At 71.3% G+C, this 22,791-nt stretch carries 22 protein-coding genes; 21 read left to right on the top strand and 1 reads right to left on the bottom strand.

What is annotated here, in order from left to right; genetic code table 11:
• The first annotated feature begins 59 nt into the window (after positions 1-59).
• The 12 genes from rplS to SL103_RS27800 all read left to right on the top strand — a co-directional run bounded on the left by rplS (position 60) and on the right by SL103_RS27800 (position 10,549).
• Entirely contained in the window at positions 60-407 is a 348-nt protein-coding gene (gene rplS, locus SL103_RS27855; protein WP_033266913.1) for a 50S ribosomal protein L19, read from the top strand.
• A gap of 96 nt (positions 408-503) precedes the next feature.
• Entirely contained in the window at positions 504-1,253 is a 750-nt protein-coding gene (lepB, locus tag SL103_RS27850; RefSeq protein WP_069571670.1) for a signal peptidase I, read from the top strand.
• Positions 1,246-2,337: a signal peptidase I gene (gene lepB, locus SL103_RS27845; RefSeq protein WP_069571669.1), complete on the top strand. Its 1,092-nt coding sequence runs from the start codon at positions 1,246-1,248 to the stop codon at positions 2,335-2,337. The genes lepB (SL103_RS27850) and lepB (SL103_RS27845) overlap by 8 nt, the downstream gene beginning before the upstream one ends.
• Positions 2,279-3,253, top strand: a complete 975-nt coding sequence (gene lepB / locus SL103_RS27840; RefSeq protein ID WP_079146313.1) for a signal peptidase I — start codon at positions 2,279-2,281, stop codon at positions 3,251-3,253. Before lepB (SL103_RS27845) ends, lepB (SL103_RS27840) begins: the two co-directional genes overlap by 59 nt.
• A gap of 50 nt (positions 3,254-3,303) precedes the next feature.
• Positions 3,304-4,032 carry a signal peptidase I gene (lepB, locus tag SL103_RS27835; RefSeq protein WP_069571667.1) on the top strand — a complete coding sequence of 243 codons (729 nt, stop codon included), beginning with the start codon at positions 3,304-3,306 and terminating at the stop codon, positions 4,030-4,032.
• Complete coding sequence (locus tag SL103_RS27830; protein WP_069571666.1) at positions 4,025-4,549, top strand: NUDIX hydrolase; 525 nt, start codon at positions 4,025-4,027, stop codon at positions 4,547-4,549. The genes lepB (SL103_RS27835) and SL103_RS27830 overlap by 8 nt, the downstream gene beginning before the upstream one ends.
• Positions 4,550-4,587: 38 nt before the next feature.
• Positions 4,588-4,896 (top strand): DUF2469 domain-containing protein, encoded by a 309-nt coding sequence (locus SL103_RS27825; protein ID WP_003980220.1) that lies wholly within the window; start codon positions 4,588-4,590, stop codon positions 4,894-4,896.
• A gap of 533 nt (positions 4,897-5,429) precedes the next feature.
• A complete protein-coding gene (locus tag SL103_RS27820; RefSeq protein WP_069574181.1) occupies positions 5,430-5,786 on the top strand; it encodes a YraN family protein in 357 nt (118 codons plus the stop codon).
• Complete coding sequence (locus SL103_RS27815; RefSeq protein ID WP_069571665.1) at positions 5,786-7,465, top strand: YifB family Mg chelatase-like AAA ATPase; 1,680 nt, start codon at positions 5,786-5,788, stop codon at positions 7,463-7,465. Before SL103_RS27820 ends, SL103_RS27815 begins: the two co-directional genes overlap by 1 nt.
• 3 nt (positions 7,466-7,468) lie before the next feature.
• The gene (gene dprA / locus SL103_RS27810) at positions 7,469-8,683 is read left to right on the top strand and encodes a DNA-processing protein DprA (RefSeq protein ID WP_069571664.1); all 1,215 of its coding nucleotides are present in this window, start codon (positions 7,469-7,471) and stop codon (positions 8,681-8,683) included.
• A 361-nt stretch (positions 8,684-9,044) separates the two neighbouring features.
• A complete protein-coding gene (gene whiG, locus SL103_RS27805; protein WP_069571663.1) occupies positions 9,045-9,881 on the top strand; it encodes an RNA polymerase sigma factor WhiG in 837 nt (278 codons plus the stop codon).
• 125 nt (positions 9,882-10,006) lie between these two features.
• A complete protein-coding gene (locus SL103_RS27800) occupies positions 10,007-10,549 on the top strand; it encodes a TetR/AcrR family transcriptional regulator (RefSeq protein ID WP_069574179.1) in 543 nt (180 codons plus the stop codon).
• 431 nt (positions 10,550-10,980) lie between these two features.
• Here SL103_RS27800 and SL103_RS36535 read toward each other — a convergent pair whose 3' ends face one another.
• The gene (locus SL103_RS36535) at positions 10,981-12,243 is read right to left on the bottom strand and encodes a M23 family metallopeptidase (RefSeq protein WP_079146019.1); all 1,263 of its coding nucleotides are present in this window, start codon (positions 12,241-12,243) and stop codon (positions 10,981-10,983) included.
• Positions 12,244-12,692: 449 nt separating this feature from the next.
• Between SL103_RS36535 and rpsB the strand changes: the two genes are divergently transcribed.
• From rpsB to SL103_RS27755, 9 genes are all read left to right on the top strand, one after another.
• Positions 12,693-13,574, top strand: a complete 882-nt coding sequence (gene rpsB / locus SL103_RS27795; protein WP_069571662.1) for a 30S ribosomal protein S2 — start codon at positions 12,693-12,695, stop codon at positions 13,572-13,574.
• A gap of 105 nt (positions 13,575-13,679) precedes the next feature.
• Positions 13,680-14,516 (top strand): translation elongation factor Ts, encoded by an 837-nt coding sequence (gene tsf / locus SL103_RS27790; protein WP_069571661.1) that lies wholly within the window; start codon positions 13,680-13,682, stop codon positions 14,514-14,516.
• A 163-nt stretch (positions 14,517-14,679) separates the two neighbouring features.
• The gene (gene pyrH / locus SL103_RS27785) at positions 14,680-15,450 is read left to right on the top strand and encodes a UMP kinase (protein WP_069571660.1); all 771 of its coding nucleotides are present in this window, start codon (positions 14,680-14,682) and stop codon (positions 15,448-15,450) included.
• Between the two features lie 175 nt (positions 15,451-15,625).
• Positions 15,626-16,183: a ribosome recycling factor gene (frr, locus tag SL103_RS27780; protein WP_069571659.1), complete on the top strand. Its 558-nt coding sequence runs from the start codon at positions 15,626-15,628 to the stop codon at positions 16,181-16,183.
• Positions 16,183-17,346 carry a phosphatidate cytidylyltransferase gene (locus SL103_RS27775; protein WP_079146018.1) on the top strand — a complete coding sequence of 388 codons (1,164 nt, stop codon included), beginning with the start codon at positions 16,183-16,185 and terminating at the stop codon, positions 17,344-17,346. Before frr ends, SL103_RS27775 begins: the two co-directional genes overlap by 1 nt.
• 168 nt (positions 17,347-17,514) lie before the next feature.
• Entirely contained in the window at positions 17,515-18,621 is a 1,107-nt protein-coding gene (rlmN, locus tag SL103_RS27770) for a 23S rRNA (adenine(2503)-C(2))-methyltransferase RlmN (RefSeq protein ID WP_069571658.1), read from the top strand.
• A 257-nt stretch (positions 18,622-18,878) separates the two neighbouring features.
• Positions 18,879-19,955, top strand: coding sequence for a thiamine ABC transporter substrate-binding protein (locus tag SL103_RS27765; protein WP_208869968.1), 1,077 nt, complete (start codon positions 18,879-18,881; stop codon positions 19,953-19,955).
• Positions 19,956-20,032: 77 nt separating this feature from the next.
• On the top strand, positions 20,033-21,682 hold the full coding sequence (locus SL103_RS27760) for an ABC transporter permease (RefSeq protein WP_164492970.1): 1,650 nt from the start codon (positions 20,033-20,035) through the stop codon (positions 21,680-21,682).
• Positions 21,683-22,759 (top strand): ABC transporter ATP-binding protein, encoded by a 1,077-nt coding sequence (locus SL103_RS27755; RefSeq protein ID WP_069571656.1) that lies wholly within the window; start codon positions 21,683-21,685, stop codon positions 22,757-22,759. It abuts the gene before it with no gap.
• Positions 22,760-22,791 lie beyond the last annotated feature (32 nt).

The raw sequence follows: 22,791 nt of genomic DNA, 5'->3' as shown, positions 1-22,791 counted from the left end.
CATCCTCTTTCCGATATCCCGTTGATGACCTGTGGCATCAACGAAGAAAGCAGTAGGTCATGCACCTTCTCGACTCCGTCGACGCCGCGTCGCTGCGCAGCGACATCCCGGCCTTCCGCCCGGGTGACACCATCAACGTCCACGTCCGCGTCATCGAGGGCAACCGCTCCCGTGTGCAGCAGTTCAAGGGCGTTGTCATCCGTCGCCAGGGCGCCGGCGTGCGCGAGACCTTCACGGTCCGCAAGGTCAGCTTCTCCGTCGGCGTCGAGCGCACCTTCCCCGTGCACACCCCGATCGTCGAGAAGATCGAGCTCGTGACCCGCGGTGACGTCCGTCGCGCCAAGCTGTACTACCTGCGCGAGCTGCGCGGCAAGGCCGCCAAGATCAAGGAGAAGCGCGAGCGCTGAGCCGAGCGGTTCCCGGGCCCGATTTTTTGCGCCCGGGCAACGCAAAGCCCCTCTCGCGTCCGGTGTCCGGACTTGGCCGGATAGGCTCTGGGCCCGATGGACACCGACGTACAACTCACGGAGCGCGATCCCTCTCCCGCCCCCGACCAGGGGCCGGAGCAGGGGTCGCGCTTCGCGCGTTTCACCGCTCGTCTGGCCGGGCTGCGCCATCGGCCGGCCACCCTGCTCGCGCTGTGCCTGGCGTTCGTGCTGCTGCTCAGCGCGTTCGTCGCGCAGCCCTTCCTGATCCCCAGCTCCTCCATGGAGAACACCCTGCAGATCGGGGACCGGGTGCTGGTCAACAAGCTGGCGTACCGTTTCGGCAACCAGCCGGCACGGGGCGACGTCGTGGTGTTCGACGGCACCGGGTCGTTCGTTCACAGGGAGCAGGGGGAGAATCCCGTCACGGGGCTGCTGCGTGCGACCGGCGCGGCGCTGGGCCTGGCCCGGCCTGCCGAGACCGACTACGTCAAGCGCGTGATCGGCATCGGCGGCGACCATGTGACCTGCTGCGACGAACGGGGGCGGATCGAAGTGAACGGTGAGGCCGTGCGCGAGGGCTATCTCCATCCCGGGGACGCGCCGTCCTCGGTGACGTTCGACATCGTGGTGCCCGAGGGGAAGCTGTGGGTCATGGGCGATCACCGTGCCCGGTCCAGCGACTCCCGCGACCACCTCGGCGACCCGGGCGGCGGCACGGTCCCCGTGGACGAGGTCATCGGCCGCGCCGACCTGATCACCTGGCCGATCAGCCGCTGGCGCACGCTGTCCGCCCCGATACCCGCCGCGGCAGGCCCTCGTGGGTAGCCGCGGGCGCCCCCGCCACGGGCGGCAGGGCGAGGACGGGCCGGAGCGCGAGGGCGGGGGCGCGTACGACGGTGCCCCGGCGCCCGGAGACGCCCGCGAGCCCGACGGCCGCGGCGGCGGCACGACGCCCCGTCGGCCCCCGACCGGCGGACGGGCCGAGCGGCGGCGCCAGGCCAAGCGCATCAAGCGCCGCAGGCAGCGCTCCTACCTCAAGGAAATCCCCATCCTTGTCGGCGTGGCGCTGGCCATCGCCCTGGTCCTGAAGACCTTCCTGGTCCAGGCGTTCGTCATCCCGTCCGGCTCCATGGAACAGACGATCAGGATCGGCGACCGGGTGCTGGTCGACAAGCTCACCCCGTGGTTCGGCTCCAAGCCCGCACGGGGCGATGTCGTCGTCTTCAAGGACCCCGGCGGCTGGCTCAAGGGCGAACAGCACCAGCCCACCGGGGACAGCGGCGCGTTCCAGCCCGTCAAGGACGCCATGACCTTCATCGGGTTGCTGCCGTCGGCCGATGAGCAGGACCTGATCAAGCGCGTGGTGGCGGTCGGTGGCGACACCGTCAAGTGCTGCGACAAGCAGGGCCGGGTCACCGTCAACGGCAACCCGCTGACCGAACCGTACGTCCACCCGGGCAACCCGCCCTCCCAGCTGAAGTTCACCGTGAACGTCCCCACCGGGCGGATCTTCGTGATGGGCGACCACCGTTCGGACTCCGCGGATTCGCGCTTCCACCTCGACGAGCCGTACCGTGGCACGGTCTCGGAGGACAGCGTCGTGGGCCGCGCCGTGGTGATCGCCTGGCCGTTCAGCCACTGGCGGCGCCTCGAAGAGCCCGACACATTTGCGACCGTCCACGACGCGCCGGGCGCCAAGGCGTCCGCGGCGGGTGTGCCGCATAGGGTGTCACCCGAGAGTTTGACCGTACTCCCGACCCCTGCGGAACTCCCGCTCGTTATGGGAGTGGTGGGCCTGCACCGGTTGACGGGTGGGCGAGTCCGTGGAGTGAGGAGCAGATGTGGGGGACTTGGCGGTCGGCGCGCGGTCCGGAACGGAAGAGCCCGAGGAGCCGGCAGGGCGCGGTGAGCAGTCGGCGGCGAGTTCCGTGCATGGGTCACGCTCACAGTCACAGTCGGAGCCGCAGGGCTCGGTGCCGCTGGACAAGCCCGGCACTTCCGGCACGTCCGATACGTTGGACCCAGCATCGGGCGAGGAGGCGGGCGGCAGCATGAAGAAGGCCAAGAAGCCGCGTGCCTTCTGGAAGGAGCTGCCGATCCTCATCGGCATCGCCCTGCTCCTCGCGCTGCTGATCAAGACGTTCCTGGTGCAGGCGTTCTCCATCCCCTCCGACTCGATGCAGGACACCCTGCAGCGCGGGGACCGGGTGCTGGTCGACAAGCTGACGCCGTGGTTCGGCTCCAAGCCGCAACGCGGCGAGGTCGTCGTCTTCCACGACCCGGGCGGCTGGCTGAACGAGACCCCCACCCCCGAGCCGAACCCGGTCCAGAAGGTCCTCAGCTTCATCGGCCTGATGCCCTCGGCCGAGGAGAAGGACCTGATCAAGCGGGTCATCGCGGTCGGCGGCGACACCGTCGAGTGCCACGGCAGCGGCCCGGTCAAGGTCAACGGCAAGGCGCTCAAGGAGGACTCGTACATCTTCCCCGGCGCCACCCCGTGCGGTGACCGCGCCTTCGGCCCGATCCACGTCCCCAAGGGCCGGATCTGGGTGATGGGCGACCACCGCGACGACTCCCTCGACTCCCGTTACCACCAGAACCTCAAGGGCAACGGCACGGTCTCGGAGGACGAGGTCGTCGGCCGGGCATTCACCATCGCCTGGCCCATCAACCGCTGGGCGACCCTGCCGGTACCGGACACTTTCGACCAGCCCGGGATCAACAAGGCAATGGCGGCGGCTCCGGCCGCCCTCGGACTGGCCGGCGCGGTGCCGATCGTGATGTGGCGTCGCCGGAGGCTGACCGCGGGGCGTAACCCCAGGTAAGGTGCCGTCCCGGATCTTCGACGCGGCCGGTCCGCGGGGTGGGAGCTGGGATGAGCAGCAGTACGGAACGCAGGACCGACGGCCGCGGCCGGACGACGGGCAGTGCGCTGTCCGGTCTGGCCGTGGCCCTCGGCTGTGCGCTGTTCCTGGGCGGCTTCGTGTGGGCGGCGCTGATCTACCGCCCCTATACGGTGCCGACGGATTCGATGTCACCGACGATCGCGCCCGGCGCCCGGGTCATCGCCGAGAAGGTGGACGGCTCCGAGATACGCCGCGGCGACGTCGTCGTCTTCAAGGACTCCGTGTGGGGCGCCCTGCCGATGGTCAAGCGCGTCGTCGGCGTCGGCGGCGACAAGGTCTCCTGCTGCACCAAGCGCGGCCTGCTGACGGTTAACGGCACCCCGATCGACGAACCGTATCTGCAGGGCAGCGGCCCTGCCTCGCCCATCGGCTTCAAGGCGAAGGTCCCGGCCGGTCAGCTGTTCCTGCTCGGTGACCACCGCAGCGACTCCCTCGACTCCCGGGTCCACCTCACCGACGGCGACCACGGGGCGGTCTCCCGCCGCGCCGTCCAGGCCCGCGTCGACGCCCGCGCCTGGCCGCTGGGAAGCGTCGGCGTGATGCAGCGCCCGGCCGCCTTCTCCGCCCTCCCCGGCGGCACCTCCCAGCCCGGCCCGATCCAGCCGATCACCCTCGCCGTCGTCGCCGGCGCGGTCCTCATCCTCGGCGGAGCGGCCTACGGGCCCCTCGCCCGGCGCAAGGCGCGCCCGCGTGACTGAGCAGCCGGAGCGCGACCGCACCCGGTCGGAGCCGGCAGCCGTCCGCCAGGTGTCCCGCGTCGTGCTGCTCGATCCGGACGACCGGATCCTGCTGCTCCACGGATACGAACCGGCCCGGCCGGGCGAGACGTGGTGGTTCACGCCCGGCGGCGGCCTGGAAGGCGACGAGACGCGCGAAGAGGCCGCGCGCCGGGAGCTGGCCGAGGAAACCGGTATCACCGACGTCGCGCTGGGTCCCGTCCTGTGGAAGCGCCACTGCGCCTTCCCCTTCGACGGGCGGCGCTGGGAGCAGGACGAGTGGTACTACCTGGCCCGCACCGACCGGACGGCCACCGACACCGCCGGCCACACCGACCTGGAACGACGCAGCGTTTCGGGACTGAGGTGGTGGACTTCGGAGGAACTGTCGGCGTCCCATGAGACGGTGTATCCGACCAGACTCGCCGAGCTGCTGCGCACGCTGCTCGACGATGGGCCCCCGAGTGCGCCGGTGCACCTGGAGACCGAGAGGGTCTGACGCACAATAGGGGGACGCACGGCTGAAGGGGATCTGCCATGAGCGCCGAGGACCTCGAAAAGTACGAGACCGAGATGGAGCTGAAGCTCTACCGGGAGTACCGCGACGTCGTCGGACTGTTCAAATATGTGATCGAGACCGAGCGTCGCTTCTACCTGACCAACGACTACGAGATGCAGGTGCACTCGGTACAGGGTGAAGTCTTCTTCGAGGTGTCGATGGCTGACGCCTGGGTCTGGGACATGTACCGCCCGGCCCGTTTCGTCAAGCAGGTGCGCGTCCTCACGTTCAAGGACGTGAACATCGAAGAGCTGAACAAGAGCGATCTGGACCTGCCGGGGAGCTGATCCGGCGGCGAGCCGACGAACGACGGGCCGCGCGACGGCCGGGCACGCGAGACGCCTGGCGAGCGCGGCCCGCTGCTGTCCGGGGGTGGGGGGCCGGGCTGGCGCCCCCGGCCTCCGGCGGGTGTGGCGTGGCGTGGCGGCCGAGGTGCGCGGGGCCTGGACGGCCGCGACTTCACCCGCCCGGGTGAGCGAGTTATCCACATTCCGGCTGTTCTCCACCAAGATCCAACAGCTCCGCCCGGCCGCGTCACAGTCGGTGGCGGAGGTGGTACCGCATGAACACCACGCAGGCCGGCCACAGGGCCGCACACGACACCCGGACACCCGGGCAGAGCCCCGAACCGGCGGCCGGCGCCGACACCGGCACGCAGCCCACGGGCCGGGCGCAGGGAAGGCGCCGCAGCAGGCCACGACAGGACTTACGAGCCGCTGAAGACAACAGGCCACCGGGCGTCGCGCCCACCGCGCCCCCACCCGCACCGGCCCCATCCGCCGCAGCGACCAGCCGGCCGGCCGGCACCAAACCCGCTGACATCCGGCGGCGCGCGCTGGGCCGCTACGGCGAGGACCTGGCCGCCCGACGGCTCACCGAAGCCGGCATGCGCATCCTGGACCGCAACTGGCGCTGCCGTGAGGGCGAGATCGACATCGTCGCGGCCGACGGCGATGCCGTGGTGGTCTGCGAGGTCAAGACCCGTCGCGCCGGCCGCTACGAACACCCCATGGCGGCCGTCCGTCCCCAGAAGACCGCCCGACTGCGCCTGCTGGCCGAGCGCTGGCTGGAACGGCACGGCGGCCCGCCACCGGGAGGCGTACGCATCGACGTCATCGGCGTCCTGATCCCGGCCCGCGGCGCCCCGGTCGTCCAGCACGCACGGGGGGTGGCCTGATGGGATTCGCCCGCACGTGCTCCGTCGCCCTGGTCGGCGTCGAAGGGGTCGTCGTCGAGGTCCAGGCCGACCTGGAACCCGGCGTCGCCGCCTTCACCCTCGTCGGACTCCCCGACAAGAGCCTGATCGAATCCAGGGACCGGGTCCGCGCCGCCGTGACGAACTCCGGCGCCGAATGGCCCCAGAAGAAGCTCACCGTCGGCCTCAGTCCGGCCTCCGTCCCCAAGAGCGGCAGCGGATTCGACCTCGCCGTGGCCTGCGCCGTCCTCGGCGCCGCCGAACGACTCGACCCCCGCGAGCTCACCGACCTGATGATGATCGGCGAACTCGGCCTCGACGGCCGTGTCCGCCCCGTCCGCGGCGTGCTGCCCGCCGTGCTCGCCGCCGCGGACGCCGGATACCGCCAGGTCGTCGTGCCGGAGCGGACCGCCGCCGAGGCATCGCTCGTCCCCGGCATCTCCGTCCTCGGCGTCCGCAGCCTGCGGCAGCTGATCGCCGTGCTCGCCGACGAACCCGTACCCGAAGAGGAAGACGCACTCGAGGAGGGCCGCCCCGACCCGCTGCTGGCCGGCCTGCTCGTCCCCGGTACGGGCGTCAGCGCCGGCCTGCCCCGGGGCGAGCACACCCCTGACCTCGCCGACGTGGCAGGCCAGGAAACCGCCCGCCGCGCCCTCGAAGTGGCTGCCGCCGGACGGCACCACATCTTTCTGAAGGGCCCGCCCGGTGCCGGCAAGACGATGCTCGCCGAACGCCTCCCGGGCCTGCTGCCACCCCTGACCCCCAAGGAATCCCTGGAGGTCACCGCCGTCCACTCGGTCGCCGGGACCCTCCCACCGGGACAACCGCTGGTCCACCGCCCGCCCTATTGCGCCCCGCACCACTCCGCGACGATGGCGTCCCTCGTCGGCGGCGGCAGCGGAATGCCCCGCCCCGGAGCCGTCTCCCTCGCCCACCACGGCGTGCTCTTCGTGGACGAGGCCGCCGAGTGCAGCCCGAGTGTCCTGGACGCACTGCGCCAGCCGCTGGAATCCGGCCACGTCGTCGTCGCCCGCGCCGCCGGCATGCTGCGGATGCCCGCCCGCTTCCTCCTGGCCCTCGCCGCCAACCCCTGCCCCTGCGGACGGCACGGCACCACCGGCGGAGGCTGCGAATGCCGGCCGTCCTCCATCCGCCGCTACCGCTCCCGGCTCTCCGGCCCGCTGATGGACCGCGTGGACCTACGGATCTGCGTGGAACCCGTCGCCCGCTCCGAACTGGTCACCCTCGGCCGCAGCGCCGAATCCACCGCGACCGTCGCCGCACGCGTACAGGCCGCCCGCGAACGCGCCGAGGCCCGCCTCGCCGGCACCCCCTGGCACACCAACAGCGAAGTCCCCGGCCACGAACTCCGCACCCGCTGGCAGGTGCACCCGGGCGCCCTCGCCCAGGCGGAACGCGACCTCGAATGCGGCCTCCTGACCGCCCGCGGCCTCGACCGTGTGCTGCGCGTCGCCTGGACCGCCGCCGACCTCGCCGGCCGCGACCGCCCCACCCGGGAAGACGTCAACTGGGCCCTGGAACTGCGCACCGGCGTACGACGCGGAGCGCTCACCACAGCAGGCGCGGGCGGCGCCGGCGCGGACATCGGCGCACTCCACCGCGAGACCGCCACCACGCGGCCGCCCACCAAGCAGGGATGAGCCATGACCGGAATCGACGCATGGGGCTTCGCCACCGGCACCCCGCCCGTCCCACCAGCACCTCGACAGCCCTACGAACCACAGCGCACCGCCCGCGCCGCGCTCACCCGGATTCTCGAACCGGGCGACGAGACCGCCGGCCGCTGGCTCCGCGAGATGGGCCCGGTAGCCCTGTGGCACGCACTCACCGACGACGACGCCGTCCCGCCGACGGGCGCGAGCCGGACCAAGATCGCGGGCCTGAGACTGCGCGCCGCCCGGGCCCGCCCCGCCGAGGACCTCGCGGAGGTCGCCGCCCTCGGCGGCCGCTTCCTCTGCCCCGGTGACGACGAATGGCCCAGCCAGCTCGACGACCTCGGCGATGCCCGCCCCATCGGCCTCTGGGTGCGCGGGCAGGCCAACCTCAGGCTGTGGGCGCTGCGCTCCGTCTCCGTCGTCGGGGCCCGGGCCTGCACCGAATACGGCGCCCACCTCGCCGCCACCCTCAGCGCCGGACTCGCCGACCGCGGCTGGACCGTCGCCTCCGGTGCCGCCTACGGCATCGACGGCGCAGCCCACCGAGGCACCCTTGCCGCGGACGGCGCCACCATCGCCGTACTCGCCTGCGGCGTCGACCACCCCTACCCGCGCGGCCACACCGAACTGATCGGAAGGATCGCCGAACAAGGCTTGCTGGTGGCCGAGTTGGCGCCCGGCGACCACCCCACCCGCAGCCGCTTCGTCCAACGCAACCGCGTCATCGCCGCACTCACCAGAGGGACCGTCGTCGTGGAAGCCGAACTCCGCAGCGGCTCACTGGTCACCGCCCGGCGCGCACTCGCCCTCGGCCGCTACACGATGGGTATGCCGGGCCCCGTCACCAGCGGCCTGTCCGCCGGCGTCCACCAACTCCTGCGCGGCGAGGCCGCGGTGGTCACCGACGCCGACGAAGTCATCGAACTTGTCGGCAGCATCGGCGACCTCGCCCCCGAACGCCGCGGACCGACCCTGGTCCGCGACCTCCTCGACCCCGTCGCGACCCGCGTGCTGGAGGCGCTGCCGGCCCGCGGTGCAACGGACAGCGCACGCCTGGCGCAAGAAGCCGGCACGCCCCACGACCTCACCCACGCCAAGCTCCTGGAGCTGCAGTCCCTCGGATTCGTTCAAAGGTACGGCGACCACTGGGAGTTGGCGCGACGCGCCGAGAGCACCGACGGTTCCCGGCGAGGCGGTCCTTGACCTGGGGCGAACGGGTGAAAGGGTGAGGGGAATGACCGCAGAATCCAGGTTTGCCGTACTTCGCCGCACCCGCCTGCCCCATGGGCAGGCGCCGATGTGGCGCAACGGGCGCACGGGCGCCGGCCCGCCGTGCCACCGCGTGCGTCCGCACGGCCCTCCGAACGCCTGCACCCGGCATCGTATGCGGATGTCGACACGCCGTACGAGGTAACCCTGAGGTGCGGGCAGCGGAACGTATCTGCGCACCCCCGAACTCGCTCTCCTCGCGCACCGCAACACTCCGGTCACGCTACGCTCACAGGCAATTCAACCCTCATGCATCCACCCACCCACGTCTCGGCAGAACGGCTCAAGGCGACGAATGCCCCAGCACACCTCCGGGTCTGACCGCGCGGCAGTACCACCCGCCGCGCGCGGCAGCGTGCGCCCCGCCGCGCCCAGCTCCCTCGACGAGCTGTGGCGCTCCTACAAGGCATCGGGCGACGGCAGGCTGCGGGAACAACTGATCCTGCACTACTCGCCACTCGTCAAATACGTCGCCGGCCGCGTCAGCGTCGGTCTGCCGCCCAACGTGGAGCAGGCCGACTTCGTGTCCTCGGGAGTCTTCGGCCTGATCGACGCCATCGAGAAGTTCGACCCCGAACGCTCCATCAAATTCGAGACCTACGCCATCACCCGCATCCGCGGCGCGATGATCGACGAACTGCGCGCCCTGGACTGGATCCCACGCTCCGTACGCCAGAAGGCCCGCGCCGTCGAGCGCGCCTACGCCACCCTCGAGGCCCAGCTGCGCCGCACTCCCACGGAGGCAGAGGTCGCCGAGGAGATGGGCATCGCGCTGGAGGAGCTCCACGGAGTGTTCAGCCAGCTGTCCCTGGCGAACGTGGTGGCGCTGGAAGAGCTCCTGCACGTCGGTGGCGAGGGCGGTGAACGGCTGAGCCTGATGGACACCCTCGAGGACACGGCCGCCGAGAACCCCGTCGAGATCGCCGAGGACCGCGAACTGAGACGGCTCCTGGCACGGGCCATCAACACCCTCCCCGACCGGGAGAAGACCGTGGTCACCCTCTACTACTACGAGGGCCTCACGCTCGCCGAGATCGGCAACGTCCTCGGCGTCACGGAGAGCAGGGTCAGCCAGATCCACACCAAGTCCGTACTCCAGCTCAGGGCGAAACTCGCCGACGTCGGCCGCTGAAACACGGCCCGCCGGCCTGGCCCGCGCACATCGTGTCGCCATGCGGAGTGCCGCGGCCGGGGCCCCATCCGTAGAGTGGGGGCGTGCCCAGGATTCGAGCGGCCTCTGTGGCCGAGCACCGGACCATGCAGCGCGGCGCCCTGTTGGACGCCGCTCGCACCCTGCTGTCCGAGGGCGGAACGGAAGCGCTGACCTTCCCCGCCCTCGCCGAGCGGACGGGACTCGCGCGCTCCTCCGTGTACGAGTACTTCCGCTCGCGAGCGGCCGTCGTCGAAGAGCTGTGCGCCGTCGACTTCCCTGTGTGGGCCGCCGAGGTCGCGGCGGCGATGGAGCGCGTCGAGCGTCCCGAGGAGAAGATCGAGGCGTATGTGCGCCGGCAGCTGGCACTGGTCGGTGACCGGCGCCACCGTGCCGTCGTCGCCATCTCGGCCGGCGAGCTGGACGCGGGCGCACGCGAGAAGATCCGCGCGGCGCACGGCGGGCTCATCGCCATGATCGTCGAGGCGCTCGCCGCCCTCGGTCACGAACAGCCCCGGCTCGCGGCCATGCTCCTCCAGGGCGTCGTCGACGCCGCGGTCCGCCGCATCGAACTCGGCGCCGCGGAAGACCCGACCGACATCACCGAGGCAGCGGTCACCATGGCCCTCCGCGGGGTGTCCCACCCCTAGCCCGTAGCCTCGGCCCCCCCGGGGCCCCCACCCCCCACCCCCCTCCCCACCCCCTCCACACCCGCCTCAAGTTGTCTGCGCAGCCCGCAGCCCGCAGCCCGCAGCCCGCAGCCCGCAGCCCGCAGCCCGCAGCCCGCAGCCCGCAGCCGGCTCCGCGCGGCCGGGCGCCCGCGGCCTCGGCGTGCCTTGCTGCCCGGTGACACCTGGTCGGCTTGGTGACACCTGGCCCGGGGCAGGGCGCGACGCCGCTGCTGTGCCGTCGGGCCCGTCGTGTCGCCGGGCCCCGCCGACCGGGCCATGCCCTAACGGCACTCGGTCTCCACCGGCGCCCGGTCTCCGAGCCCCGCGCCCCGCGCGCCCCCCGTTTTTCCCGGTGCCGTGTTCCGGGCTCCTCCCGCTCTGCCCACTTGTCGGCTGGCACCTGGGCCCGCTCACGTCGTCGGCCCAGCGGCACGCGCCCTGCCTGCGGAAACGTGCTCCTCGGGGCCTCCCTTCCCGGCAGTACGCGCGCCCTTGTGCCCCGCGTGGGCACGTTTTCTCGCCGAGCGAGGGGGCGAGAGTCGGCCGACGGCCCAGAGGGTTGCGGCCGCGAGCGCGACTGCCCCGGTCAGAGCGGCGCCCGACGGTTTCGACCTGGTCTCCTCGGCTGCGGACTTCGGTGGTCCCGGCAGTCGGCGGCCGGTGGGGCCGTCGGCGGGCAGGGGGACTCCGAAGACCGGCAGCAGGCGGGACGGGCCGCCGTTGCGCATGCTCGGGGGCAGTAGGGACAGGGGATCCAGGTAGGTCTTGCCGCGGCGCAGGCCCCAGTGGAGGCACGGTTCGCGGCAGTGGAACGGGCCGCGCTGCAGTTCACCGACCGGTTGGCCCGCAGCAACGCGCTGGCCCTTGTGGACCGTGGCGCGTACGGGTTCGTACGTGGTTCGTAAGGGCGGGCGGCCGGAGGGGGACAGTTCGATGGTCAGGACGCCACGGTCGGCGACCTTCCCGGCGTAGGTCACGCGGCCCGGCGCGGCGGACCGTACGGTCGCGCCGACCGGGGAGGCCAGGTCCACGCCCCGGTGCCCGGCGGCCCAGGGAGCCGGGGGCGGTTCCCAGCCGCGTAGCACCGTGGGCCGTATGCCGCTCCGCCCCTTCCCGTCCACCGGCCAGGCCCGGTCCGCCAGCTGTCCCGTCCGGCCGGCCTCCTGCCGCTCGCCGTGCCGGACGTCCCGGCCCCCTGTTGCTTCTCGTGTCCGTCCGCGTGTGGGTGTTCCGGTGTACGCGATCGGCCGCGCCGTCGTTGCCGTCGCCGTGGCCGCCAGGGGTGGGGCCGTCGCGGGAGACGGCTGGGGGAGGACGGTCGCGGTTGCTGTCGGGAGGGTGAGGAGCAGCGCGGCCGTGGCGGGGGTCAGGAGTGCGGTCGCCGCGCGGGCGGGGAAGAAGCAGCTGGCGCCGGGGGTGCGTGGCTGCTGGTGGGGAAGTGGGCGTAAGGGTGCGCGCCGGGGAGTGGTGGGTGGGGGAGCGGGGCGCTGCCCGTGGTGGGGATTGCCCCGGCTCGTGGTCTGCGCGCGCCGGAGGAATCGAGGGAGTGTGCCCCGGCGGGCGGCCCCGTTCTTGAGCCGCGCGCCTCGCACGGGGCGCGGCGGCTGCGTGCCGTGGAGGGGGCGGCGCGGGTGTCGGGTGGGTCGGTGTGTTTCTCGGGTCTGTCGTCGCATGGCTCGACAGTGGCGTAGGCCGGGTGCGGCGTGCGGATCTTGGTCCGGAGCTGTGGACGAAGGGCGGCTTGTGGAAAACGGCGTCACCCGGGAGGGGGATCCCGCTTGTCCGAGGCCGAGTATTCGGCCGGCTCCCCGCGCCGTCGCCTCACCCGGTCGGCCCCCGGTTGTCACTCGGTCGGGCTTCCGGGCTCACTCGGCCGGGGCTCGAAATGGTGCGTGTCGCCCGGTGCATCGGCAGTCCCGTACACTTCTGATGGCGATCCGGGTCACCGGGTCGACTTCGCACGCCCCGCCGTAAGTGCCCAGTCCCGTTCGGGCAGCACGACGGCCGCGCTCCTCGGTCCTCGGACGGCTCCGCAAGGTGTCTTCCCCGGCAGGCGCGTCGGGGCGTCAGGCACCGCGGCCGACCGGCCGCAGTGGAACCGAGCACAACAAGGAGTACGGCCATGGCCGTCGTCACGATGCGGGAGCTGCTGGAGAGCGGCGTCCACTTCGGGCACCAGACCCGCCGCTGGAACCCGAAGATGAAGCGCTTCATCTTCACGGAGCGCAACGGCATCTACATCATCGACCTGCTCCAGTCGCTGTCGTACATCGACCGCGCCTACGAGTTCGTCAAGGAGACCGTCGCCCACGGCGGCTCGGTCATGTTCGTCGGCACGAAGAAGCAGGCCCAGGAGGCCATTGCCGAGCAGGCGACCCGCGTGGGCATGCCCTACGTGAACCAGCGCTGGCTCGGCGGCATGCTGACCAACTTCTCGACCGTCTACAAGCGCCTGCAGCGCCTGAAGGAGCTCGAGCAGATCGACTTCGAGGATGTGGCCGCGTCCGGCCTCACCAAGAAGGAGCTCCTGGTTCTCTCCCGCGAGAAGGCCAAGCTGGAGAAGACCCTCGGTGGTATCCGCGAGATGCAGAAGGTGCCCAGCGCCGTCTGGATCGTGGACACCAAGAAGGAGCACATCGCCGTCGGTGAGGCGCGCAAGCTCAACATCCCGGTCGTCGCGATCCTCGACACCAACTGCGACCCGGACGAGGTCGACTACAAGATCCCGGGCAACGACGACGCGATCCGCTCCGTCACCCTGCTCACCCGCGTGATCGCCGACGCCGTCGCCGAGGGCCTCATCGCCCGCTCCGGTGCCGCCACCGGCGACCAGAAGCCCGGCGACAAGGCTGCCGCTGAGCCGCTGGCCGAGTGGGAGCGCGACCTGCTCGAGGGTGAGAAGAAGGCAGACTCCGAGGACGCTGCTGAGAAGCCCGCCGAGGCCCCGGCCGCTGAGGCCCCGGCCGCCGAGGCCGAGAAGCCGGCGGACGCCGAGCAGGCCTGACCTCAGAACCGGCGATGACGGCGGGGGAGGGCGCCACGAGCGCCGCCCCCGCCGTCCACCCGTAGATCTTTCGACTTCGAGATTTCGAGAAGAGATTCACAGACCATGGCGAACTACACCGCCGCTGACGTCAAGAAGCTCCGCGAGCTCACCGGCGCCGGCATGATGGACTGCAAGAAGGCCCTGGACGAGGCCGAGGGCAACGTCGACAAGGCCGTCGAGGCGCTGCGCATCAAGGGCCAGAAGGGCGTCGCCAAGCGTGAGGGCCGCTCCGCCGAGAACGGCGCCGTGGTTTCGCTGATCGCGGACGACAACACCTCCGGCGTCATCGTCGAGCTGAAGTGCGAGACGGACTTCGTCGCCAAGGGTGACAAGTTCCAGGCCGTCGCCAACGAGATCGCTGCGCACGTCGCGAAGACCTCCCCGGCCGACCTCGAGGCCCTGCTCGCCTCCGAGATCGAGGCCGGCAAGACCGTCCAGGCGTTCGTTGACGAGGCCAACGCCACCCTGGGCGAGAAGATCGTCCTGGACCGCTTCGCGCAGTTCTCCGGCGGCTACGTGTCGGCGTACATGCACCGCACCATGCCTGACCTGCCGCCGCAGATCGGTGTCCTCGTCGAGCTCGACAAGGAGAACGCCGAGGTCGCCAAGGGTGTCGCGCAGCACATCGCCGCCTTCGCGCCGAAGTACCTCGCCAAGGAGGACGTCCCGGCCGAGGTCGTCGAGGCCGAGCGCCGCGTCGCCGAGGAGACCACGCGTGCGGAGGGCAAGCCCGAGGCCGCCCTGCCGAAGATCGTCGAGGGTCGCCTCAACGGCTTCTTCAAGGACGCGACGCTGCTCGGTCAGCCGTACGCGCTCGACAACAAGAAGTCCGTCGAGAAGGTCCTCCAGGAGGCCGGTGTCACCCTGAAGCGCTTCTCGCGCATCAAGGTCGGCATCTGAGAGCCTGCCGCAAGGCAGCGAATGACCTGCGACCCCGCTAGGGTCGTACGCAGTCGGCCGCTCAACGGCCGGCCGCAGATGTGACGAGGAGGCCATTGCCGCACAGGGATCTGGAACAGACCCACGGCAATGGCCTTCTTCGTATGTGCACGAGGAGAGCTCAATGAATCACGGTGCCGACGGCGCGCACACAGACCATGCCGGTCACGGAGGCAGGCAACGCTTCCTGCTGAAGCTGTCTGGCGAAGCCTTCGCCGGCGGCGGCGGACTCGGTGTCGACCCCGACGTCGTGCACGCGATGGCCCGCGAGATCGCCGCCGTGGTGCGCGACGGCTACGAGATCGCCATCGTGATCGGCGGCGGCAACTTCTTCCGCGGTGCCGAACTCCAGCAGCGCGGCATGGACCGGGCCCGGTCCGACTACATGGGCATGCTCGGCACAGTGATGAACTGCCTCGCCCTCCAGGACTTCCTGGAGAAGGAAGGCATCGACTCGCGCGTCCAGACGGCGATCACCATGGGACAGGTGGCGGAGCCGTACATTCCGCTGCGCGCGGTGCGCCACCTGGAGAAGGGCCGGGTCGTGATCTTCGGCGCCGGCATGGGCATGCCGTACTTCTCCACGGACACCACGGCCGCCCAGCGCGCCCTGGAGATCGACGCCGAGGCCATGCTGATGGGCAAGAACGGTGTCGACGGCGTCTACGACTCCGACCCCAAGAAGAACCCCGACGCGGTGAAGTTCGACGCGCTCGAGTACGGCGAGGTCATCGCCCGCGACCTGAAGGTCGCCGATGCCACCGCCATCACGCTGTGCCGGGACAACAAGCTCCCGATCCTCGTGTTCGAACTGCTCGCCGAGGGCAACATCGCGCGTGCGGTGAAGGGTGAGAAGATCGGCACGCTCGTCAGCGATCAGGACACCCGGGCCTGACGGCCCCAACTGCCGTGATTCCGTACGGGCATCGGCCCGTACGGGCGGCAACTCCCGGCCGGGGGAAGACCTCGGTACGGGGATGGACAACCGCCTGCCGGTCGGACACCGTGCAGGAGAAGACGCGCGGCAGGGGCGAGGCTCTGCTTCTTACCGATAAGACCAGGAGCAAGTGGTGATCGAAGAGATCCTCCTCGAGGCCGAGGAGAAGATGGAGAAGGCCGTCGTGGTCGCCAAGGAGGACTTCGCCGCGATCCGCACCGGGCGTGCGCACCCGGCGATGTTCAACAAGATCGTGGCTGACTACTACGGCGCGATGACGCCGATCAACCAGCTGGCGTCGTTCTCGGTTCCCGAGCCCCGCATGGCCGTGGTGACCCCGTTCGACAAGAGCGCGCTGCGCAACATCGAGCAGGCCATCCGCGACTCCGACCTCGGCGTCAACCCGAGCAACGACGGCAGCATCATCCGGGTGACCTTCCCCGAGCTGACCGAGGAGCGCCGCAAGGAGTTCATCAAGGTCGCCAAGAACAAGGCCGAGGACTCGAAGATCTCGATCCGCAGCGTCCGGCGCAAGGCCAAGGAGGCGCTGGACAAGCTCGTCAAGGACAAGGAGTCCGGCGAGGACGAGGTGCGCCGTGCGGAGAAGGAGCTCGACGACACCACCGCGAAGTACGTCGCGCAGGTGGACGAGCTGCTCAAGCACAAGGAAACCGAGCTCCTCGAGGTCTGATGAACGAGTCATCCTGGGGGGCCTCGCCCGGCGCCGGCCGATGGGGACCGCCCGAACACGGACCGGCCTCCTCGCTTCGCGGGGCGGCGCCGCCCTCGGCGGGTCCCGTGCACGACTGGGGTGAAGCGGCGCAGACTCGGCCCATGCCGATCGTGCCCGAGCCAGGCGGACACCAGGACGACGACCGGGAACAACGGGACATCCGGAATGACCGGCACGACCCGGACGACCGGGGGGCTGCTCGCCTGAGCGGCCCCCTGTTCCGCGATGAAAAGCCGCAGGAGCCCATGCCCACCTCTTTTCCCGGGTCCGACCGCACGGCGGACTCTGAGAAGCCGAAGAAGAAGAGCGCGGGCCGCAACCTGCGGGCCGCGATAGGGGTCGGTGTCGGCCTCGGCGTGGTCATCCTCGCGTCGCTCTTCGTCTACAAGCCCGTGTTCGTCGGCGTGATCGCGATCGCCGTCGTCGTGGGCCTGTGGGAGCTGACCTCGCGGCTGGCGGAGCGCAAGGACATCCGGGTGCCGCTGGTGCCGCTGGCGGTCGGCGGGACGGCCATGGTCGTCGCCGGATACGTACGGGGCGCCGAGGGCGCGTGGGTGGCCATGGCGCTCACCGCGCTGGCCGTCCTGGTCTGGCGGATGACCGAGGCGCCCGAGAACTACCTGCGGGATGTCACCGCCGGCGTCTTCGCGGCGTTCTACGTGCCCTTCCTCGCGACGTTCGTGGCGCTGATGCTCGCCGCCGGAGCCGACGGGCCGCAGCGGGTGCTGACGTTCCTGCTGCTGACGGTCGTCAGCGACACCGGCGCCTACGCCGTCGGCTGGCGCTTCGGCACGCACAAGCTCGCGCCGCGCATCAGCCCCGGCAAGACCCGTGAGGGCCTGGTCGGCGCGGTGCTCTTCGCGATGGTCGCCGGCGCCCTGTGCATGCAGTTCCTGATCAAGGACGGTGCCTGGTGGCAGGGCCTGATCCTCGGCTTCGCGGTCGCGGCCAGCGCCACCCTCGGCGACCTCGGCGAATCCATGATCAAGCGCGACCTGGGCATCAAGGACATGGGCACCCTGCTCCCCGGCCACGGCGGCATCATGGACCGCCTCGACTCCCTGCTGCCGACCGCCCCCGTGGTCTGGCTGCTGTACGTCGTCTTCGTCGGGGCGGGCTGACCGCGCCTGACCACCGGAAGCCCCTCACCTCAGCGGCGAAACCGCTGGTGTGAGGGGCTCTCGCATGATCGCCGGAGGCTTCGACGAGCCCGCTCCGGCGCCCGTCGGGCCGGTACCCTCCCCGCTCCGGGCGGGCCTCCCCGGACGATCTGCCACACTGGACGGACCATGCCTGCACCCGGAGAACTCACGTTCGTCGCGCCTCGTGGCGCCAAGAAGCCCCCTCGGCACCTTGCCGATCTCAGTCCTGCCGAGCGCCGCGAAGCGGTGGCCGCGATCGGCGAGAAGCCGTTCCGTGCCAAGCAGCTCTCGCAGCACTACTTCGCCCGTTACGCGCACGACCCGGCGCAGTGGACCGACATCCCGGCTGCGGCGCGCGAGAAGCTGGCGGGCGAGCTGCTGCCGGACCTGATGAAGGTCGTACGGCACATTTCGTGCGATGACGACACCACCCGCAAGACGCTGTGGAAGCTGCACGACGGGACGCTCGTCGAGTCGGTGCTGATGCGCTACCCGGACCGGGTCACGATGTGCATCTCCTCGCAGGCCGGCTGCGGTATGAACTGCCCGTTCTGCGCCACGGGGCAGGCGGGGCTGGACCGTAACCTCTCCACCGCCGAGATCGTGCACCAGATCGTCGACGGGATGCGCGCGCTGCGCGACGGCGAGGTGCCGGGCGGGCCGGCGCGGCTGTCCAACATCGTCTTCATGGGGATGGGCGAGCCGCTGGCCAACTACAAGCGGGTGGTCGGCGCCATCCGGCGGCTGACGGACCCCGAGCCGGACGGGCTGGGGCTGTCCCAGCGGGGCATCACGGTGTCCACGGTCGGTCTCGTGCCGGCGATGCTGCGGTTCGCCGACGAGGGCTTCAAGTGCCGGCTGGCGGTCTCGCTGCACGCGCCGGACGACGAGCTGCGGGACACGCTCGTCCCCGTCAACACGCGCTGGAAGGTGCGTGAGGTGCTCGACGCGGCCTGGGAGTACGCGGAGAAGTCCGGGCGGCGCATCTCGATCGAGTACGCGCTGATCCGGGACATCAACGATCAGGCGTGGCGCGGTGACCTCCTGGGACGGCTGCTGAAGGGCAAGCGGGTCCATGTGAACCTGATCCCGCTGAACCCGACGCCCGGCTCGAAGTGGACCGCCTCGCGCCCGGAGGACGAGCGGGCGTTCGTGCGGGCCATCGAGGCGCACGGGGTTCCGGTCACGGTTCGCGACACCCGCGGGCAGGAGATCGACGGTGCGTGCGGGCAGCTGGCGGCCTCGGAACGCTGACCGCCCGCTGGTACTGTGTGATCGAACAAATACACATTCCGACAGGGGAGCGCCACAGCGCTGAGAGTGCGGGAGCGTCGTAGTCCTACGGTGCCCGCAGACCCTTGAACCTCGCCCGGGTCATTCCGGGTAGGAAGTTCGGTCGTTACTCATGCTGTTGCGCCCTGCCCCGGGTCCGCTCCCTTCGTCCCCGGACGTCGCGAGCCGCCGACCCGGGGTGGGGCCGCGTCTCTTCCTGGCCAGCCAGGAGGACATCAGTGAGCACCACCAGCAGAATCGCCGCCTCGGCCGTCGCCGCCGCGGTCGGCATGACCGCGCTCGCCGGGTGCGGCGGCTCGGGCGGCGGGAGCGCGGACGCCAAGACCGTCACGCTCGTCAGCCATGACTCGTTCAACGCCTCCAAGTCCGTGCTCGCCGCGTTCGAGAAGGAGAGCGGCTACAAGGTGAAGGTCCTCCGGGGCGGGGATGCCGGCAAGGCCGTCAACCAGGCGATCCTGTCGAAGGGCAACCCCCAGGGGGACGTGTTCTTCGGCATCGACAACACCCTGCTGTCGCGCGGCCTCGACGAGGACCTCTTCACCCCGTACAAGGCCAAGGGGCTGGAGAACGTGCCGGCCGGGCTGCAGCTGGACAAGGGGCGGCACCGCGTCACGCCGCTCGACTACGGCGACATCTGCGTGAACTACGACCGCGGCTACTTCGCCCGGCACAAGATCGCGCCCCCGAAGACCTTCGACGACCTGGTCAAGCCCCGCTACAAGGGGCTGCTCGTCACGGAGAACTCCGCCACCTCCTCGCCCGGCCTCGCCTTCCAGCTGGCCACCATCGCGGCGTACGGCAACGACGGCTGGCAGGGGTACTGGAAGAAGCTCAAGGCCAACGGCATCGAGGTCGTCGACGGCTGGGAGCAGGCGTACAACGACCGGTTCTCCGGCTCCGCCGCCGGCAAGAAGAAGGGCGACAAGCCGCTGGTGGTGTCCTACGCCTCCAGCCCGCCCGCCGAGGTGCTCGGCAAGAAGCCCGCACCCGCGGAGGCACCGACCGGCGTCGCGACCGGCACCTGCTTCCGGCAGATCGAGTTCGGTGGGCTCCTGAAGGGCGCGAAGAACGAGAAGGGCGGCAAGGCGCTGCTGGACTTCCTGCTGAGCCGGACGTTCCAGGAGGACGAGCCGCTGCAGATGTTCGTCAATCCGGCCCGTGAGGACGCCAAGGTACCGGAGCTGTTCACCAAGTACGGCGCGAAGATCGACAAGCCCGCGACGCTGGCCCCCGGGACGATCACCAAGAACCGCGAACAGTGGATCAAGCAGTGGTCCTCGCTCGTCCTGAAGTAACGCCCACGGACGCCGCGGACGGCGCGGGCGCCCGGCGCGGGCGGCCCGCGCGGGGAACGGCGGTGCGGCTCGGCCTGATGGCGGTGCCGCTCGCCTTCTTCGCGCTGTTCTTCGCCTACCCGGTCGTGGCGATCGTCGGACGCGGGCTGAAGAGTGGCGGGCAGTGGCAGCTCGGCCGGTTCGGCGACGTGGTCACCGACCCCGACGTCGCGCACGTCCTGTGGTTCACCGTCTGGCAGGCGGCGGCCTCCACCGGCCTGACGCTGCTGATCGCGCTGCCCGGCGCGTACGTCTTCGCACGCTTCGACTTCCCCGGCAAACAGCTGCTGCGGGCGGTGGTGGCGGTGCCGTTCGTGCTGCCGACCGTCGTCGTCGGCTCGGCCTTCCTGGCGCTGCTCGGGCGGGGCGGTCTGCTGGACGACCTGTGGGGCGTCCGCCTGGACACCTCGGTATGGGCGATCCTGCTGGCGCACGTCTTCTTCAACTACGCGGTGGTGGTACGGACCGTCGGCGGCCTGTGGGGTCAGCTCGACCCGCGGCAGGAGGAGGCGGCGCGGGTGCTGGGCGCCGGGCGGTTCGCGGCCTGGCGGCGGGTGACCCTGCCCGCGCTGGCGCCGGCCGTCGCGGCCGCCGCCCTGATGGTCTTTCTGTTCACCTTCACCTCCTTCGGGGTGGTGCAGATCCTGGGCGGCCCCACCTTCTCCACGCTGGAGGTGGAGATCTACCGGCAGACCGCGGACTTCCTCGACCTGCCGACGGCCGCGGTACTCACCCTGATCCAGTTCGCCGCCGTGCTGGGCGTGCTGGCGCTGCACGCCTGGACCGTACGCCGCAGGGAATCGGCGCTGCGGCTGGTGGACGCCTCGCGCACCGCACGCCGGCCGCACGGCCGCGGCCAGTGGGCCCTGCTGTGGGGAACGTTGCTGGTCATCACCGTCCTGCTCCTCGTGCCGCTGGCGGTGCTCGTGGAGCGGTCGTTCGCCGGGCCGGACGGCTACGGAACGGTCTTCTACGCGTCGCTGCGCTCCGCCGCGACCGCCGACAGCACCTTCGCCGTCGCCCCTCTGGAAGCCCTGTGGAACTCGCTCGCCTACGGGGCCGCGGCCACCGCGATCGCCCTGGTGGTGGGTGGGCTGGCGGCCGCCGCGCTGACGCTGCCCCGGCTGCGGCGCGGCCGGTCCGGGCGGATGCCGCTGGTCAGCCGGCTGGTCCGGGGTTTCGACGCGCTGCTGATGCTGCCGCTCGGCGTCTCCGCGGTCACCGTGGGCTTCGGTTTCCTGATCACCCTCGACCGGCCGCCGCTGGATCTGCGCGCCTCGTGGTGGCTGGTGCCGCTCGCCCAGGCCCTGGTCGGGGTGCCTTTCGTGGTCCGGACCATGCTGCCCGTGCTGCGGGCCGTCGACGGACGGCTGCGGGAGGCGGCCGCGGTGCTCGGCGCCTCGCCGTGGCGGGTGTGGCAGGAGGTCGATCTGCCGCTGGTGCGCCGGGCGCTGCTGATCGCCGCGGGCTTCGCGTTCGCCGTGTCGCTCGGCGAGTTCGGCGCGACGGTGTTCATCGCACGGCCGGATCAGCCGACGCTCCCGGTGGCGGTGGCCCGTCTGCTGGGACGTGCCGGGGAGCTCAACTACGGGCAGGCGATGGCCCTGTCGACCATCTTGATGGTGGTGTGCGCCGGTGCGCTGCTGCTCCTGGAGCGCGCCCGAACCGACCATTCCGGGGAGTTCTAGATGACCGCACGGCACGGGACCACGGCGCCGCGGCCACCGCAGCTGCTGCGGCTGGACGGCGTCACCGTCCGCTTCGGCAACTCCGGGCGGCCCGCCCTCGACGCGGTGGACCTGGACGTCGCCGCGCACGAGATCGTGTGCGTACTGGGGCCCAGTGGCAGCGGGAAGTCCACCCTGCTGCGTGTGGTCGCGGGGCTCCAACAGGCCGACGCGGGGCGGGTGTTGCTGGAGGGGAGGGAGCAGGGGGGTGTGCCCACGCACCGGCGCGGGGTCGGCCTGATGTTCCAGGACCACCAGCTCTTCCCGCAGCGCGACGTCGCGGGCAATGTCGCCTTCGGGCTGCGGATGCGGGGCTCCGCGCGCGCCGACCGGGAACGTACGGTTGCCGGCCTGCTGGATCTCGTCGGGCTGCCGGGCGCCCAGCGGCGCGCAGTGGCCTCCCTGTCCGGCGGCGAACAGCAGCGGGTCGCGCTGGCCCGCGCGCTGGCACCGAGCCCCCGTCTGCTGATGCTGGACGAGCCGCTCGGCCAGCTCGACCGCGGTCTGCGCGAGCGGCTGGTCGTGGAACTCCGCCGCCTCTTCCGCGAGTTGGGCACGACGGTGCTGGCGGTCACCCACGACCAGGGCGAGGCGTTCGCCCTCGCCGACCGGGTCGTGGTGATGCAGGACGGGCGGATCGCGCAGACCGGCACCCCGTTGGAGGTCTGGCAGCGGCCGGCCACGGAATTCGTCGCCCGCTTCCTCGGCTTCGACAACGTCGTCGAGGCGACCGTGCAGGGCGAGTCCGCGGCCACACCCTGGGGGAAGGTACCGGTCCCGGACGGCACCCCCGACGGCCCGTGCCGTCTGCTGGTACGCCCGGCCGGCGTACGGCTGACCCCCGCGGCCGAGGGGCTGCCCGCCACGGTCGCCGCCCGGACGTTCCGCGGCACCCATGTCGCGCTGCTGCTCCAGCCGTCCGGCGGCCCCCAGGTGGAGGCGGCCTGCGCGCTGCGTGACGCGCCGGAGACGGGGGAGCGGGTGGGCATCGCCTTCGCCGCGCCGGACGTCGTGGTGCTGGGCGCGGCGGACGGGTAGGAGGGCGTGGCCCCGCCCCGTTCAGGGCCGGG

The sequence above is a fragment of the Streptomyces lydicus genome (assembly GCF_001729485.1).
Taxonomy (GTDB): domain Bacteria; phylum Actinomycetota; class Actinomycetes; order Streptomycetales; family Streptomycetaceae; genus Streptomyces; species Streptomyces lydicus_D.
The sequence above is the reverse complement of the archived record's forward strand: the minus strand, read 5'-3'. Positions and strand labels throughout refer to the sequence as shown.

Bases quoted from the DNA above. Each gene is read 5' to 3' on its own strand.
- rplS (WP_033266913.1), top strand. From the start codon at position 60: ATGCACCTTCTCGACTCCGTCGACGCCGCGTCGCTGCGCAGCGACATC.
- lepB (WP_069571670.1), top strand. From the start codon at position 504: ATGGACACCGACGTACAACTCACGGAGCGCGATCCCTCTCCCGCCCCC.
- lepB (WP_069571667.1), top strand. From the start codon at position 3,304: ATGAGCAGCAGTACGGAACGCAGGACCGACGGCCGCGGCCGGACGACG.
- SL103_RS27825 (WP_003980220.1), top strand. From the start codon at position 4,588: ATGAGCGCCGAGGACCTCGAAAAGTACGAGACCGAGATGGAGCTGAAG.
- SL103_RS27815 (WP_069571665.1), top strand. From the start codon at position 5,786: ATGGGATTCGCCCGCACGTGCTCCGTCGCCCTGGTCGGCGTCGAAGGG.
- dprA (WP_069571664.1), top strand. From the start codon at position 7,469: ATGACCGGAATCGACGCATGGGGCTTCGCCACCGGCACCCCGCCCGTC.
- whiG (WP_069571663.1), top strand. From the start codon at position 9,045: ATGCCCCAGCACACCTCCGGGTCTGACCGCGCGGCAGTACCACCCGCC.
- SL103_RS27800 (WP_069574179.1), top strand. From the start codon at position 10,007: ATGCAGCGCGGCGCCCTGTTGGACGCCGCTCGCACCCTGCTGTCCGAG.
- SL103_RS36535 (WP_079146019.1), bottom strand. From the start codon at position 12,243: ATGCGACGACAGACCCGAGAAACACACCGACCCACCCGACACCCGCGC.
- rpsB (WP_069571662.1), top strand. From the start codon at position 12,693: ATGGCCGTCGTCACGATGCGGGAGCTGCTGGAGAGCGGCGTCCACTTC.
- tsf (WP_069571661.1), top strand. From the start codon at position 13,680: ATGGCGAACTACACCGCCGCTGACGTCAAGAAGCTCCGCGAGCTCACC.
- pyrH (WP_069571660.1), top strand. From the start codon at position 14,680: ATGAATCACGGTGCCGACGGCGCGCACACAGACCATGCCGGTCACGGA.
- SL103_RS27775 (WP_079146018.1), top strand. From the start codon at position 16,183: ATGAACGAGTCATCCTGGGGGGCCTCGCCCGGCGCCGGCCGATGGGGA.
- rlmN (WP_069571658.1), top strand. From the start codon at position 17,515: ATGCCTGCACCCGGAGAACTCACGTTCGTCGCGCCTCGTGGCGCCAAG.
- SL103_RS27760 (WP_164492970.1), top strand. From the start codon at position 20,033: ATGGCGGTGCCGCTCGCCTTCTTCGCGCTGTTCTTCGCCTACCCGGTC.
- SL103_RS27755 (WP_069571656.1), top strand. From the start codon at position 21,683: ATGACCGCACGGCACGGGACCACGGCGCCGCGGCCACCGCAGCTGCTG.